This window comes from Salinarimonas chemoclinalis, from assembly GCF_041514305.1.
GTDB lineage: Bacteria > Pseudomonadota > Alphaproteobacteria > Rhizobiales > Beijerinckiaceae > Salinarimonas > Salinarimonas chemoclinalis.
Genome location: NZ_JBGMWH010000004.1, coordinates 17,517 through 30,818 on the forward strand (window position 1 = coordinate 17,517; position 13,302 = coordinate 30,818).

14 protein-coding genes and 1 tRNA gene are annotated in these 13,302 nt (G+C 72.1%); 5 read left to right on the forward strand and 10 right to left on the reverse strand.

The annotated features are described in order from the left end of the window. Positions 1-132: 132 nt before the first annotated feature. The 5 genes from AB9M23_RS09215 to moaA all read right to left on the reverse strand — a co-directional run bounded on the left by AB9M23_RS09215 (position 133) and on the right by moaA (position 3,934). A complete protein-coding gene (locus AB9M23_RS09215; protein WP_372424237.1) occupies positions 133-1,182 on the reverse strand; it encodes a patatin-like phospholipase family protein in 1,050 nt (349 codons plus the stop codon). Continuing rightward, the gene (locus tag AB9M23_RS09220) at positions 1,179-1,697 is read right to left on the reverse strand and encodes a DUF2442 domain-containing protein (protein ID WP_372424238.1); all 519 of its coding nucleotides are present in this window, start codon (positions 1,695-1,697) and stop codon (positions 1,179-1,181) included. The genes AB9M23_RS09215 and AB9M23_RS09220 overlap by 4 nt, the downstream gene beginning before the upstream one ends. Further along, a complete protein-coding gene (locus AB9M23_RS09225) occupies positions 1,684-1,926 on the reverse strand; it encodes a DUF4160 domain-containing protein (RefSeq protein ID WP_372424239.1) in 243 nt (80 codons plus the stop codon). The genes AB9M23_RS09220 and AB9M23_RS09225 overlap by 14 nt, the downstream gene beginning before the upstream one ends. 79 nt (positions 1,927-2,005) lie before the next feature. After that, the gene (locus AB9M23_RS09230; RefSeq protein WP_372424240.1) at positions 2,006-2,794 is read right to left on the reverse strand and encodes a 3-hydroxybutyrate dehydrogenase; all 789 of its coding nucleotides are present in this window, start codon (positions 2,792-2,794) and stop codon (positions 2,006-2,008) included. Positions 2,795-2,884: 90 nt separating this feature from the next. After that, on the reverse strand, positions 2,885-3,934 hold the full coding sequence (gene moaA / locus AB9M23_RS09235) for a GTP 3',8-cyclase MoaA (protein ID WP_372424241.1): 1,050 nt from the start codon (positions 3,932-3,934) through the stop codon (positions 2,885-2,887). A 165-nt stretch (positions 3,935-4,099) separates the two neighbouring features. On the opposite strand from moaA, the gene AB9M23_RS09240 reads away from it, so the two are divergent. Then, positions 4,100-4,507 (forward strand): gamma-butyrobetaine hydroxylase family protein, encoded by a 408-nt coding sequence (locus AB9M23_RS09240; RefSeq protein ID WP_372424242.1) that lies wholly within the window; start codon positions 4,100-4,102, stop codon positions 4,505-4,507. Between the two features lie 47 nt (positions 4,508-4,554). Here AB9M23_RS09240 and AB9M23_RS09245 read toward each other — a convergent pair whose 3' ends face one another. Continuing rightward, the gene (locus AB9M23_RS09245; RefSeq protein ID WP_372424243.1) at positions 4,555-5,142 is read right to left on the reverse strand and encodes a L,D-transpeptidase; all 588 of its coding nucleotides are present in this window, start codon (positions 5,140-5,142) and stop codon (positions 4,555-4,557) included. 221 nt (positions 5,143-5,363) lie between these two features. Here AB9M23_RS09245 and AB9M23_RS09250 point away from each other — a divergent pair. Together AB9M23_RS09250 and AB9M23_RS09255 are read left to right on the forward strand one after the other, a co-directional pair. Beyond that, a tRNA-Val gene (locus AB9M23_RS09250) sits at positions 5,364-5,438 on the forward strand. A gap of 157 nt (positions 5,439-5,595) precedes the next feature. Beyond that, the gene (locus AB9M23_RS09255) at positions 5,596-7,143 is read left to right on the forward strand and encodes a S10 family peptidase (RefSeq protein WP_372424244.1); all 1,548 of its coding nucleotides are present in this window, start codon (positions 5,596-5,598) and stop codon (positions 7,141-7,143) included. 7 nt (positions 7,144-7,150) lie between these two features. Here the strand turns inward: AB9M23_RS09255 and AB9M23_RS09260 are convergent, their stop codons facing one another. Beyond that, positions 7,151-7,810, reverse strand: coding sequence for a class I SAM-dependent methyltransferase (locus AB9M23_RS09260; RefSeq protein WP_372424245.1), 660 nt, complete (start codon positions 7,808-7,810; stop codon positions 7,151-7,153). A 92-nt stretch (positions 7,811-7,902) separates the two neighbouring features. Here AB9M23_RS09260 and AB9M23_RS09265 point away from each other — a divergent pair, with 92 nt between their 5' ends. Further along, a complete protein-coding gene (locus AB9M23_RS09265; protein WP_372424246.1) occupies positions 7,903-9,993 on the forward strand; it encodes a M3 family metallopeptidase in 2,091 nt (696 codons plus the stop codon). 22 nt (positions 9,994-10,015) lie between these two features. Here the strand turns inward: AB9M23_RS09265 and AB9M23_RS09270 are convergent, their stop codons facing one another. Next, entirely contained in the window at positions 10,016-11,257 is a 1,242-nt protein-coding gene (locus AB9M23_RS09270) for a PA0069 family radical SAM protein (RefSeq protein ID WP_372424247.1), read from the reverse strand. A gap of 186 nt (positions 11,258-11,443) precedes the next feature. Between AB9M23_RS09270 and AB9M23_RS09275 the strand changes: the two genes are divergently transcribed. Continuing rightward, entirely contained in the window at positions 11,444-11,950 is a 507-nt protein-coding gene (locus AB9M23_RS09275) for a hypothetical protein (protein ID WP_372424248.1), read from the forward strand. Positions 11,951-11,959: 9 nt separating this feature from the next. On the opposite strand, the gene moaB is transcribed toward AB9M23_RS09275, so the two are convergent. Then, the gene (gene moaB, locus AB9M23_RS09280; RefSeq protein WP_372424249.1) at positions 11,960-12,511 is read right to left on the reverse strand and encodes a molybdenum cofactor biosynthesis protein B; all 552 of its coding nucleotides are present in this window, start codon (positions 12,509-12,511) and stop codon (positions 11,960-11,962) included. A 102-nt stretch (positions 12,512-12,613) separates the two neighbouring features. Next, positions 12,614-13,291: a helix-turn-helix transcriptional regulator gene (locus AB9M23_RS09285; protein WP_372424250.1), complete on the reverse strand. Its 678-nt coding sequence runs from the start codon at positions 13,289-13,291 to the stop codon at positions 12,614-12,616. Positions 13,292-13,302: the final 11 nt, after the last annotated feature.

Sequence of the window (13,302 nt, forward strand, 5' to 3'; positions counted from 1 at the left end):
GTCAAGCAAGAAGCATGCGCGCGCAAGGGCGCCGGCGCCACGCGGCGCCACATTCCGCCGGTCGTCCACGGAGATCGCGCACGGAGATCGCGCACGGAGATCGCGCACGGAGATCGCGCGCCGCGCTGCGGCTCAGGAATAGTCGCGCTTGAGCTCGATCGTGGGCCGCACGCCGATGTCCTCCCAGTGCCGGGCGAGCCAGTCCCGCGCGGCGCCGCGGCCGCGCTCGAACAGCGTCTTCATCATCGTCCAGTCCGCCTTGCGGCGCGTGGAGGCGGGGAAATCGTCGAAGTGCCCCGTCGGCTCGATCCGGTGCATCAGCACGCGCTTGTAGTCGCCCTCGGCGAGCTTGCCCTCGTCGAGCAGGCGCGTCACGAAGTCGACGGCGCGCAGCTCGCGCAGTAGCGGCGCGTTGAAGCCTATCTCCGAGAGCCGGTCGCGGATCTCGGCCCGGGTGCGCGGCGTCTCGCGCCGCTCGATCGGGTTGATCTGGACGAGCAGCACGTCGTCGGTGGCGACGCCGTAGAAGAGGGGGAAGAGCGGCGGGTTGCCCATGTAGCCGCCGTCCCAGTAGGGCACCCCGTCGATCTCCACCGCCTTGAAGATCTCCGGCAGGCAGGCGGACGCGAGGAGGTGGTCGACGGTCAGCTCCTCGCGCGCGAACACCCGGATCTTGCCGGTCCAGACGTTGGTCGCCGAGACGAACAGCTTGACGTCGCCGCAGGCGCGCACCTCCTCGAAGCGGATGAGGTCGGCCAGCGCGTCCCGCAGCGGGTTGACGTCGAGGATGTTCTGGTAGGGCGTGGTGAAGGGAGAGAAGGCCTCCGTCCAGAAGCGCCAGGGCGAGCGCTCGTCCGTCCACAGGCCCAGCGCCTGACGCACCATGCGGGCCTTGTACGCGGGCAGGTCGCCGTCGAGGCTGATCGTGCGCCAGAAGCGCTCCAGGCAGGCCCGCGCCCCGTCCGCGCCGCCGCGGCGCCAGCCCTCCGCGAGGACGACGGCGTTCATGGCGCCCGCGGACGCCCCCGACACCGCCTCGATGGCGAGCCGACCGTCCTCCAGGATGGCGTCGAGCACGCCCCAGGTGAACGCCCCGTGCGCGCCCCCGCCCTGCAGCGCGAGGGAGACCGCCTTCTCGGCGCGGGGACCGGCGAGGCCGGGGAGTGGGGAGCGCTCGGTCATGCGGCCTTGTGTCTCGTCCGCTTGACGTGGCCGGGCGCCATGCTCCGGCGCTGCGCCCGTGACAGCTGAAAAAATCGGCAAGCTAGGGCGACGGCTTTCGGCACGGGACGGCCCGCAGCGTAGTAGGCAACGGTTCTACGCCCGAGACCGAGACGCCTCGCGGCGATGTCGAACGTCCATCCCTGCTCGTCGAGGAACGCCTTGAAGTCCAACGTCGCCTCGGCCTCGCTGGCGATCTCCTCGAGCGCTACGGAGCTCAAGTCGATCGATCCGTCGCCCCACTCGATCGATGAGCCGTAAGGTCCGAGGCGGGCCGTCATGAACAAGGCACGATCCCGGTCGAGCGGAGCATAGACTGCGAAGCGCTCGATGAATGGGCCGAGATCGATCACCTCCGGTCCACCCGCACGCTCACCATGCTCCCACGTCACCTCGACACGAAATGGCTCCAGGGCCCGAACCGCTGCGATCGAAGGAAGCCTCCGGCCGACCACGAAGTCATCATCGCCGCTCATTGAGCTCCTCCCACTTCGCCAAGAGGCTGCCTCGCTCCCGTGTCGCCCAGCGGCGAACTTCAGCAAGAAGCGCCCGGTCGCGACATGCGCCTTCGATCACCTTTCCGGTCCTGATCGCGATCGAGACGTTCGTGTCCGGTCCGACCAGGTGGAAGTGCGGCGGCGGATGCTCCGCAGGCGCCGCATAGATGTAGACGGCGTACCGTCCGAACGAGGCGATCCTCGCCATCGGCTACGCCCCCGGCGATCAGAAGATAGTGCACCAGGTGCACTGTTTCAAGCTTATCGGCACCGTTGCGGCAGCCCCCTCACTGCGCCGTCCACCCTCCGTCCATGGAGATGTTCGCCCCCGTCACCTGGCTCGCGGCGTCGGAGCACAGGAACAGCGCCATGGCGGCGACCTGCTCGACGGTGACGAACGCCTTGGTCGGCTGGGCCTTGAGGAGCACGTCCTCGATCACCTGCTCGCGGGTGAGCCCGCGCGCCTTCATCGTGTCGGGGATCTGCTTCTCGACGAGGGGCGTCCAGACGTAGCCGGGCGAGATGCAATTGACGGTGACCCCGTGGGCCGCCGCCTCCAGCGCCACCGTCTTGGTGAAGCCCACGAGCCCGTGCTTGGCCGCGACGTAGGCGGACTTGTAGGGCGAGGCGACGAGGGAGTGCGCCGAGGCCGTGCTGACGATGCGCCCGAAGCCGCGCTCCTTCATGCCCCCTATCACGAGGCGCGTCGCGTAGAAGGCCGAGGAGAGGTTGATCGCGACGATGCGGTCCCACTGCTCGACGGGGAAGTCCTCCACCGGCGAGACGTGCTGGACGCCCGCGTTGTTGACAAGGATGTCGACGGGGCCGAGTTCGCGCTCGGCGCGGTCCACGGCGGCTGCGAGCTGGTCGGGCTTGGACACGTCGGCGCCGGTCCAGGCGGCCTTGATGCCGTGCGCGTCGGCGAGCCGCTTGGCGAGCGCCTCGCAGGCGTCGGTCTCCCCGAAGCCGTCGATCATCACGTTGGCGCCCGCGCCGGCGAGCGCCTCGGCTATGGCGAGGCCGATCCCCGACGTGCCGCCGGTGACGAGGGCGGTGCGGTCCGTGAGCTCTTTCATGTGTGCGTCTCCCGCGGCTACGGGGCGCACACTAGCGCATCACGCGGGGAACGGAAGATGCCGCGGTGCAGCGAGACGAGACCGCCGGCGTCACCCCCCCGTCACGCTCATGTGCCGCCCCACCGCCGGGCGGTTCACGCGGCGGTCGATGACGAAGTCGTGGCCCTTGGGCTTGCGCGTGATCGCGTCGGCGATGGCCTGGGCGACACGCGCGTCGCCCTCCGACTGGCGCAGCGGCGTGCGCAGGTCGGCGGCGTCCTCCTGGCCGAGGCACATGTAGAGCGTGCCGGTGCAGGTGAGACGGACGCGGTTGCAGCTCTCGCAGAAATTGTGCGTCATCGGCGTGATGAAGCCGAGCCGCCCGCCGGTCTCCGCCACGCGGACGTAGCGCGCGGGGCCGCCGGTGCGGTCCGGCAGGTCCGCGAGCGTGTAGCGGTCCATCAGCCGGGCGCGGACCTGCGAGAGCGGCAGGAACTGGTCGACCCGGTGGGTCTCGATCTCGCCGAGCGGCATGACCTCGATGAGCGTGAGATCCATGCCGCGCCCGTGCGCCCATTCCAGCATCGGCTCGATCTCGTCCTCGTTGACGCCCTTGAGCGCCACCGCGTTGATCTTCACCGAAAGGCCCGCCGCCTGAGCGGCGTCGAGCCCCTCCATGACGCGGCCGAGGTCGCCCCAGCGGGTGATGGCGCGGAACTTGTCGGCGTCGAGCGTGTCCATGGAGACGTTGATGCGCCGCACGCCGCACGCGGCGAGCTCGGCGGCGTGGCGGGCGAGCTGCGAGCCGTTGGTCGTGACGGTCAGCTCCTCGAGCGCGCCGGTCTCGAGATGGCGGCCGAGGTTGCGGAACAGCGTCATGATGTCGCGACGCACCAGCGGCTCGCCCCCGGTGATCCGCAGCTTGCGCACGCCGTGGCGCACGAAGACCGAGCAGAGCCGGTCCAGCTCCTCGAGCGTGAGCAGGTCGCGCTTGGGCAGGAACGTCATGTTCTCCGACATGCAGTAGACGCAGCGGAAGTCGCAGCGGTCCGTGACGGAGACGCGCAGGTAGGAGATCGCCCGGCCGAACGGGTCGACGAGCGGCGCGCCCGCGTCGGGGGCCGCCTCGCTCGCGGCGCGCGTGATGATCGGCTCGCTCAACTCGACTCCTCCCGCAACCGTCGCCGGACCGGACTGCGCCACGTCTTGCCCGCGCGCGCGGCTTCTGTATCGTCCGCCGGCCGTCCTCGCCATATGGGCGCGGGAGGATGGAAGAGAAGCCCGGCCGCGTCAACGCATGCGCATGCGCGAATGAAGGAATTGCCGATGAGCGCGATCGAGATGTCCGAAGCGAGCGGCGGCGCCGCGGTCGCGTGGCCGACGGAGCTGCGCGTCTCCCGCGACCGCCGCACGCTGACGGTGACCTACGACGACGGCGCGACCTTCGCCCTGCCGGCGGAGTACCTGCGGGTGACGAGCCCGTCGGCGGAGGTGCAGGGCCACTCCCCCGCCGAGCGCAAGACGGTGCCGGGCAAGATGGAGGTGATGATCATCGGCGTCGAGCCGGTGGGCAACTACGCCGTCAAGCTCGTCTTCGACGACATGCACGACACCGGCATCTATGGATGGGACTACCTGCGCCGCCTCGGCGAGCAGCACGCCGAGCGCTGGTCGGAGTACCTCTCCGAGCTCGCGGCGAAGGGGATGTCGCGCGAGCCGCCGCGCCGACGCTGAGCCGGGCGGCGCTTTCCTTCGCGCTCGACCGGCCCGGCGCCCGACGCTCAGTCCTTCATCACGATGCGCGCGCCGACGCGCACGCGACTGTAGAGGTCCGTCACGTCCTCGTTGGTCATGCGGATGCAGCCCGAGGAGACCGCCTCGCCGATCGTGTGCGGCTCGTTCGAGCCGTGGATGCGCCACAGCGTGTTGCCGATGTAGAGGGCGCGGGCGCCCAGCGGGTTCTCCGGGCCGCCGGCCATGAACACCGGCAGTCCCGGCTGGCGGCGGCGCATCGCCGCCGGCGGGCGCCAATCCGGCCACTCGGCCATGCGGGTGAGACGGTAGGACCCGCGCCAGCCGAAGCCGGGGCGGCCGACGCCGACGCCGTAGCGGATGGCCTTGCCGCCCTCCTGCACGAGGTAGAGCCGGCGCTCGGAATGGCTGATCACGATCGTGCCCGGCGCGTAGCGCCCGTCGTAGTCGACGACGCGGCGCGGGATCGACGAGCCCTGGAAGAAGTCGCCGCCGACGCCGCCGGCTCCGTCGAGGAGGGCGGGGTTGATCCATTCCGCCGACGCCCGCGTCGGCTGCAGGGCGAGGGCGCCGAGGGCGACGGCCAGCGCCAGGGTGAGTGAGAGAACGAACCGCATGGAAGCTCCTGGTCCTTGACGCGTGCCGGGGACACCCGCTCGCTCGCCGATGACGCGAGGTCACCATGCAGCCTACGAAATGCCACGCCGGGACCATAATCAGAATTTCGTGAATGTGCTGTTGCCGGCACGCCGCGAAGACGAGAAATCCGCCACGCGAGCGCCGGCGATCGAACGCTTGACGGAGCGCGCGCGTCGGCCTAAGAAGCGCGCCTCGGAACGGGCGCGTAGCTCAGCGGGAGAGCATTCGCTTCACACGCGAAGGGTCACAGGTTCAATCCCTGTCGCGCCCACCATCCGAGCCTTCGGCCATTCTCTGGAGCCATGCGCTGGTCCGTGGTCGCTCACGCCCGCACGGTGCGCGCGCCTCGCGAAGCCGTGAGCGCGGGTGCGGCTCCGGATCGGCACGCGTGCGTTAGGCTGGGCGACCGATCCAACCTCCCGGAGCCCACCTTGACCCCGTCCAGAATTCCACGCCCGCACGCGATCCTCCTCGCGGCTCGCCTGCTCGCGGCGAGCATCGTCCTCCTCCCCGCGTCCGTCCTCGCTCAGGAGCCGGCGGGCGGAACGCCGGCCGCCGATCGTCCGGTCTCCGCCGACGGGCTGCGGCTGCCCGAGCCCGTGACCACCCGCCACGAGTTCGTCGTCGACGGCGAGCCCCTCGCCTTCTCGGCCACCGCGGGCGTGCTCACCCTGACGGGCTCCTCCGGCGAGGAGGAGGCGGACATCGCCTACGTCGCCTACGTCGATCCCGAGGCCGACCCGGCGCGCCGCCCGGTGACGTTCGTCGTCAACGGCGGGCCCGGCGCGGCCTCCGCCTACCTGCATCTCGGCGCGCTCGGCCCCTGGACGATCGGCTTCGGCGAGGACGTCATCGTGCCCTCCGCCCCGCCGGCCCTCTCGGAGAACCCCGACACCTGGCTCGCCTTCACCGACCTCGTCTTCGTCGACCCCGTCGGCACGGGCTACTCGCGGCTCGTGGCGCCGAGCGACCAAACGCGCAGCCGCTATCTCTCGGTCTCCGGCGACATCGCCGCGCTCGCCGACTTCGTCGTGCGCTGGTCCGTCGAGAACGGCCGCGCCGCCTCGCCCAAGGCCGCAGTCGGCGAGAGCTACGGCGGCTTTCGCATGCCGCTCCTCGCCGACACGCTCGCGAGCGATCGCGGCATGGCACTCTCCGCCCTCGTCCTCGTCTCGCCGGTGCTCGACTTCGCCTGGATCAGCCCCGTCGACACGAACCTGATGGGCCGGGTCGCGCTCTTGCCCTCGCTCGCCGCGGCGGCGCTCGACAAGGCCGCGAGGATCTCGGCGGGGGAGGCCTCGCGGGAGGCGCTCGCCGAGGTCGAGGCCTACGCCACCGGGGAGTACGTCTCCGACCTGCTCGCCGGCCTCTCGGACGAGGACGCGGTCGGGCGGGTGGTGGCGCGAATCGCGGACCTCACCGGCCTGCCCGAGGACCTCGTTCGACGGCAGGCCGGGCGCATCGACGCCAGCTTCCTCGCCCGGGAGCTTTGGCGAGACGAGGGCCGCGTCGGCAGCCTCTACGATACCGGCGTCACCACGCCCGACCCCGCGCCCACCCGCGCCACGCCGCGCTACCGCGACCCGGTCCTCGACGCGCTCACCGCGCCGCTCACGGCGGCGGCGCTGACGCTCTACCGGGAGAAGCTGGACTGGGTGCCCGAGCGGCAATGGGTGCTCCTCAACGGCGGCGTCTCCAGGGCCTGGGACTACGGCTCGGCGCGCTCCGCCCCGGAGGCGCTCGGCGCGCTCGCCGCCGCGATGGCGCTCGACGAGAGCCTCGACGTCGTCGTGGTACACGGGCTCACGGACCTCGTGACGCCCTATTTCGCCTCGACGCTCGTCCTGCGCCAGCTCCCCGCGAGCCTGCAGGAGCGGATCGTCGAGGAGACCTATCCCGGCGGGCACATGTTCTACACCCGCCCGGCGAGCCGGGCGGCACTCGCGCGGACGGCGCGGGAGGCGATCGCGGGGGACTGAGGGCGCCTCAGCGCAGGCGCCAGACGGTGCTGCGCTTGATCTCGGCGTCCTCGAGCGCGCGCGTCACCGGCACCTCGTAGGTTGCGAGCGGCGCGAGGCCGGCGGCCTCGGCGTCCCTGGGGAGATGCGCGCGGCCGGGGTCGCCGACGAGCACGGTCGCGCCGCGGGCGGCGAGCCCGCGCAGCCAGGCCAGCACCCGCGCGGCGAGGTCGCGCTCGTAGCAGATGTCGCCGGCGAGCACGACCTCCCAGCCCTCGTCGATCCCGACGAGGTCGGCCGCGCGCGGGTGGATCGCGACGCCGTTCGCCGCGGCGTTGAGGGGCATCGCCGCGCAGGCGAAGGGGTCGATGTCGGCGGCCTCGACCCGCGCCGCGCCCGCCCGCGCGGCCGCGATGCCGACGAGCCCCGAGCCCGCCGCGAAGTCGAGCACGCTGCGCCCGGCCACGACCTCCGGATGATCGAGCACGTATCGCGCGAGCGCCTGCCCGCCGGCCCAGGCGAAGGCCCAGAACGGCGGCGGCAGCCCGATCTCCCCGAGCTCCTCCTCGGTCTTCTCCCACAGGGCCGTCGCCTCGTCGGCGACGTGGAGGCGGAGCCGTGGCGCGTGGGGCACCGGCAGGAGCCGCGTGTGGGCACGGATGAAGGCGGCGGGATCGTGAATGGGCATGGCCCCTCCTCGATAGCGCCTCGACGCGCGCGAGGGGAGCGCCTATCTCGAAGCGAGCGACACGAACGACACGACAGCAGGAGCGCCGGCCCATGCCCGCGGATGTCACCTCGAGCGAGAACCCCTTCTTCCGGGCATGGGAGACGCCGTTCGAGGCGCCGCCCTTCGAGGCGATCGTGCCCGAGCACATGGAGGCGGCCTTCGAGGCCGGGCTCGCCGCGCACGAGGCGGAGATCGCCGCGATCCGCGACGCGGAGGCGCCCGCGACCTTCGAGAACACCATCCTCGCCCTCGAGCGCGCCGGGCGCGACCTCAGGCGCGTCGCCATGGTGTTCTACAACCTCGCGGGCGCGCACACGAACGAGGCGATCCAGGGTATCGAGCGGACGATGGCGCCGCGCCTGTCGCGGCATTCCTCGAAGATCATGCTCGACGCCGGCCTGTTCGCGCGCGTCGATGCGGTGTTCCAGGCGCGCGACGCACTGGGCCTCGACGCCGAGGCGCTGCGGCTCCTCGAGCGCACGCATCTGGGCTTCGTGCGCGCGGGCGCGATGCTCGCGCCGGAAGCGAAGGCGCGGCTCGCCGAGATCGACGCGCGGTTGGCCGAGCTCGGCACCGCCTTCGGCCAGAACGTGCTCGGCGACGAGAGCGGCTTCACGCTCGTGCTGGAGGGCGAGGCGGATCTCGCGGGCCTGCCCGACTGGCTCGTCGCCGCCGCGGCGCGGGCGGCGGCGGATCGCGGCCTCCCGGGCAGGCACGTGATCACACTGGCGCGCTCGTCGGTCGAACCGTTCCTCGCCTTCTCGGCACGGCGCGACCTGCGGCAGCGCGCCTTCGAGGCCTGGACACGACGCGGCGCGCACGAGGGCGCGCGGGACAACCGCGGCATCGTCGCCGAGACGGTTCGGCTGCGGGCCGAGCGCGTGCGGCTGCTCGGCTACGAGTCCTTCGCGCACTACAAGCTCGACGACGCGATGGCGAAGACGCCCGAGGCCGTGAGCGATCTCCTCGGGCGGGTGTGGGAGCCCGCCCGCGCCCGGGCGCGGGAGGAGCGCGACGCGCTCGCCGCGCTCGCCGCCGAGCGGGGCGAGAGCCCGGACGTCGCGCCCTGGGACTGGCGCTACCTCGCCGAGGGCGTGCGCCGTGCCCGCTACGACCTCGACGAGGGCGCGATCAAGCCGTACCTGCCGCTCGACCGCATGATCGAGGCGGCCTTCCATGTCGCGCAGCGCCTGTTCGGGCTCACCTTCGAGGAGCGCCCGGACGTTCCGCGCTGGCACCCGGACGTGCGCGCCTTCGAGGTGCGCGACGCGGCGGGCGCGCACGTGGGCCTGTTCTACGGCGACTACTTCGCGCGGCCCTCCAAGCGCTCCGGCGCCTGGGCCTCCGCCTTCCGCTCCCAGCAGAATCTCGACGGGCGGGTGCGGCCGATCATCGTCAACGTGATGAACTTCTCCGCCGGCGGCCCCGAGGCGCCGGCGCTGCTCTCCTTCGACGACGCGCGCACGCTCTTCCACGAGTTCGGCCACGCCCTCCACGGGCTCCTCTCGGAGGTGACCTATCCCTCGCTCGCCGGCACCGCGGTGGCGCGCGACTTCGTCGAGCTGCCCTCGCAGCTCTACGAGCACTGGCTCGAAACGCCGCAGGTGCTGGAGCGCTTCGCGCGCCACCATCGCACCGGCGAGCCGATGCCGCAGGCGTTGCGCGACAAGCTCGCGGGCGCACGCACCTTCAACCAGGGCTTCGCCACGGTGGAATACCTCGCCTGCGCCTTCGTCGACCTCGACTTCCATCTCCTGCCGGACGCCGGCAACCTCGACCCGGAGGCGTTCGAGCACGAGGCGCTCGCCCGCATCGGCATGCCCGACGAGATCGTCATGCGCCACCGCACCCCGCATTTCGCCCACGTCTTCGCGGGCTCGGGATACGCCGCGGGGTACTACAGCTACATGTGGTCCGAGGTGCTCGACGCCGACGCGTTCGAGGCCTTCGAGGAGACGGGCGACGTCTTCGACCCCGCCACCGCGGCACGGCTGCGCGAGCACGTCTACGCCGCCGGCAACCGCCGCGACCCGGCCGAGGCCTACGCCGCCTTCCGCGGCCGCATGCCGGACGTGGGCCCGCTGCTGAAGAAGCGCGGTCTCGTCGAGGGCCTCCCCGCTCCGGCCGCCGGGGAGGCGTGACACGCGCCGCCGGGCGCCCTCCTCACGCGAACAGCGAGAGCTGGTCCTCCGCCGCCCGGCGGCGGGCGGTGTCGGGCGGCTCGAACAGGTCCGTGCGCAGCCGGGTGCGCGTCGCGTTGAGGCCGAGCCGGCGCGCCGCCGTCTCGAAGCGCCGCCCGATCATCCAGGCATAGGCCCCCGTCCCGGTCTGTCGCACGCCCCAGGTCGCGTCGTATTCCTTGCCGCCGCGGGTCTGGCGCACGAGGGAGAGCACGCGCTCCAGCCGATCGGGATAGTGCTCGATCAGCCAGTCCCGAGCGAGGCCCTTGAGCTCGTCGGGCAGGCGCAGCAGCACGTAGCCCGCCTCGCGCGCGCCCGCCGCGTGCGCCGCCTCCAGGATGCGCTCGATCTCGTGGTCGTTGATCGCCGGCACGATCGGCGCGACGAGCACGGTCACGGGGATGCCCTCGTCGGTGAGCCGCTTGATCGCGTCGAGCCGCCGCGCCGGCGTCGCCGCCCGCGGCTCCATCCGCCGGGCGAGCACCGGGTCGAGCGTGGTCAGCGAGATCGCCACCTTGGCGAGGCCGCGCTCGGCCATCGGCCCGAGGATGTCGACGTCGCGCGTGACGAGATGCGACTTCGTGACGATCCCCACCGGATGCGATCGCTTCGACAGAACCTCGAGCACCGAGCGCGTGATTCGGTAGCGCCGCTCCACCGGCTGGTACGGATCGGTGTTGGCGCCGAGCGCGATGGGCTTCGCAACGTAGCTCTTCGCCGCGAGCTCGCGCTCCAGCAGCGCCGCAGCGTCCGGCTTGGCGAAGAGCTTCGTCTCGAAGTCGAGGCCGGGCGAGAGGCCGTGATGGGCGTGGCTCGGGCGGGCGTAGCAGTAGAAGCAGCCGTGCTCGCAGCCCCGATAGGGGTTGATCGAGTAGTCGAAGCCGATGTCGGGTGACTGGTTCCTCGCGATTATCGTGCGCGCGCGTTCCTCCACCACCTCGGTCGCCAGCGCCAGCGCGCGCTCCTCCTCGTCGTGGAGCCTGTCCTCCTCGAAGGCCTCGCGGGTGATGCGCTCGTAGCGCCCGGTCTCGTTCGTCTGCGCGCCGCGCCCGCGCCTCAGCCGCTCGGCCACGGCGTCGGGCCGGCCGGTGTCGCGCAGGAGCGCGCGGCGCTGCAGATCGCGCACCGAGGGATCGCGGAGCGCCGGCTCCCGTGGGGACGCATCCCGCGGGCCGGGGACGATGACGTGGCGCAGCGCGCGCGCCGTGCTGGCGACCGGGCTCATGACGACCTCCGAACGAACGTTCGCATCGGTTCCGGTTGGTTCCGTCTCTGTTCTGTTCGCCGTTATACGAACGAAATGAGAACGACGCAAGTCCCTCCGGGTTCCGTTCGCGCCCGTCGCGACGGCGCGCGGAAGAGCGCCCGGCCGAAGGGTTACGCGGCCGTGGGGCTGCGCTATGAGGACGGCATGATCAGCGCGCTCATCCTCCCCGACGGTGACCCGCAGGCCCTCGCCGCGACGATCGCGGCGCTGGTGCCCGGCGTGGCAGAGGGCACGATCGCCGATGCCGTCGTGCTGGTGCACGGCACGCCGCAGCCGGCGATCGACGCGATCGCGGACGCCGCGGGCGCGACGCTCGTGGCGCTGGCGCCGGGCGAGGCGCCCTGGCGGGCGGGGGCGCGTGCCGCGCGGCGGGACTGGCTGCTGCTGCTCGCGGCGGGAGACGTACCGCTCGAGGGCTTCTCCCGCCCGCTCGAGCGCTTCGCCGGCACCGCGCCTGCGGTGGCCCCCGGCGCGCTCGGCCGGATGCGCCGCGAGGAGGCGGGACTTCTGGCCGGGCTCCTCGCTCGGCTCGCCGCGGGTGCGCGCCGCCCGCGCGCGGGCGACCTCGTCCACGTCTCCCACCTCGCGGAGGGCGCGCGACCGCGAGTCGTGCGGCTCGCAGCGACGCTGGTCCGCGAGGAGCGGGCCTGACCGACCGCGTCAGCCCTTGAGCTTGCCGCGCTTCAGGTGTTCGTCGAGGCGGGGCATGATCTCGACGAAGTTGCACGGCCGATGGCGATAGTCGAGCTGCGGGCCGAGGATGCCGTCCCAGGCGTCCTTGCAGGCGCCGGGCGAGCCCGGGAGCACGAACACGTAGGTCGCCCCGGCGACCCCCGCGGTCGCGCGCGACTGCAGCGTCGAGGTGCCGATCTTGTCGTAGCTGATGCGGTGGAACACCGCCGAGAACCCCTCCATCCGTTTCTCGAACAGCGGCTCGATCGCCTCGGGGGTGACGTCGCGCCCGGTGAAGCCGGTCCCGCCCGTCGTGATCACGACATCGACATCCTCGCGCGCGATCCACCCCTGCACGGCGGCCCGGATCGCCGCGACCTCGTCCCGCACGATCGCCCGATCCGCCAGATGATGCCCCGCCGCCGCGATGCGCCCGACGAGCGTGTCGCCGGACCTGTCCTGCGCGAGGTCGCGGGTGTCGGAGACGGTGAGGACGGCGATGCGGACGGGGATGAAGGGGAGGGATTCGTCGAGGGGCATGGGGGTGGGGCTCCGGCGCGAGGGCTTCGCGCGGAGATGGCCACGCCCCTCGCCCGATTTCAAGCGAGGCGCCCCGCCGGCTCCGACCGCGGGTGCTTCGCCTCACGCGTCGCATCGCTCCGTCGCCATGAAGGCGATGAGGCCCGTTCGCTCGTCTTCCGCGAACCTGTCGTCCGTGAGGTCGATGCCGCAGATCCGGTCGTGGCGGACGGTACGGAAGCCATTGCGCAATTCGCACCAGCCCGAGACCATCCAGCCGTCCGGCAAGTCCCAGATCACGAGCGGGCGCAGACGCCGGCGCGTCGTGTGGCCGGCCGCGTCGGTGTAGCCGATCTCGACGACCCGCTGATCGCGGATCGCGCGGCGGACGAGGCCGTCGTGCGGCGACGCGGTCCGCCTTGGCTGGAGGCTGTAGAACGGCGCGTCGGCGAGCCGGCGCTCCTCGGGCGACGGCAGGCTCGCCTGGATCAGCGCGCGTGCTTCCTTCGCGGCCGTGGCCAGGACGGGATCGCCGGTCCGCTCGACGAAGGACAACCCCACGGCCAGGGCGTCGATCTGGTCGTGGGTGAAGGCCACGTTCGGCAGGTCGAAGCCGGGCCGCAGGATGTATCCCACGCCGGCTTCGCCGTCGATCGGAAGGCCCGAGGCCTGGAGGTGCGCGATATCGCGATAGATCGTGGCGACGCTGACCTCGAGCGCCGCCGCCAGCTCGCGGGCGCGGCTGATGCGACGGCTGCGCATCTCGTTGACCAGCCTGAACAGCCTTTCCGCCCGCCGCATCGCTCCCTTCA

Excerpts from the sequence above, each read along its gene's own strand:
- AB9M23_RS09270 (WP_372424247.1), bottom strand. The coding sequence starts at position 11,257 with ATGAGCCCGGTCGCCAGCACGGCGCGCGCGCTGCGCCACGTCATCGTC.
- AB9M23_RS09245 (WP_372424243.1), bottom strand. The coding sequence starts at position 5,142 with ATGCGGTTCGTTCTCTCACTCACCCTGGCGCTGGCCGTCGCCCTCGGC.
- AB9M23_RS09220 (WP_372424238.1), bottom strand. The coding sequence starts at position 1,697 with ATGAGCGGCGATGATGACTTCGTGGTCGGCCGGAGGCTTCCTTCGATC.
- AB9M23_RS09215 (WP_372424237.1), bottom strand. The coding sequence starts at position 1,182 with ATGACCGAGCGCTCCCCACTCCCCGGCCTCGCCGGTCCCCGCGCCGAG.
- AB9M23_RS09285 (WP_372424250.1), bottom strand. The coding sequence starts at position 13,291 with ATGCGGCGGGCGGAAAGGCTGTTCAGGCTGGTCAACGAGATGCGCAGC.
- AB9M23_RS09240 (WP_372424242.1), top strand. The coding sequence starts at position 4,100 with ATGAGCGCGATCGAGATGTCCGAAGCGAGCGGCGGCGCCGCGGTCGCG.
- AB9M23_RS09265 (WP_372424246.1), top strand. The coding sequence starts at position 7,903 with ATGCCCGCGGATGTCACCTCGAGCGAGAACCCCTTCTTCCGGGCATGG.
- moaB (WP_372424249.1), bottom strand. The coding sequence starts at position 12,511 with ATGCCCCTCGACGAATCCCTCCCCTTCATCCCCGTCCGCATCGCCGTC.
- AB9M23_RS09230 (WP_372424240.1), bottom strand. The coding sequence starts at position 2,794 with ATGAAAGAGCTCACGGACCGCACCGCCCTCGTCACCGGCGGCACGTCG.
- AB9M23_RS09260 (WP_372424245.1), bottom strand. The coding sequence starts at position 7,810 with ATGCCCATTCACGATCCCGCCGCCTTCATCCGTGCCCACACGCGGCTC.
- AB9M23_RS09275 (WP_372424248.1), top strand. The coding sequence starts at position 11,444 with ATGATCAGCGCGCTCATCCTCCCCGACGGTGACCCGCAGGCCCTCGCC.
- AB9M23_RS09225 (WP_372424239.1), bottom strand. The coding sequence starts at position 1,926 with ATGGCGAGGATCGCCTCGTTCGGACGGTACGCCGTCTACATCTATGCG.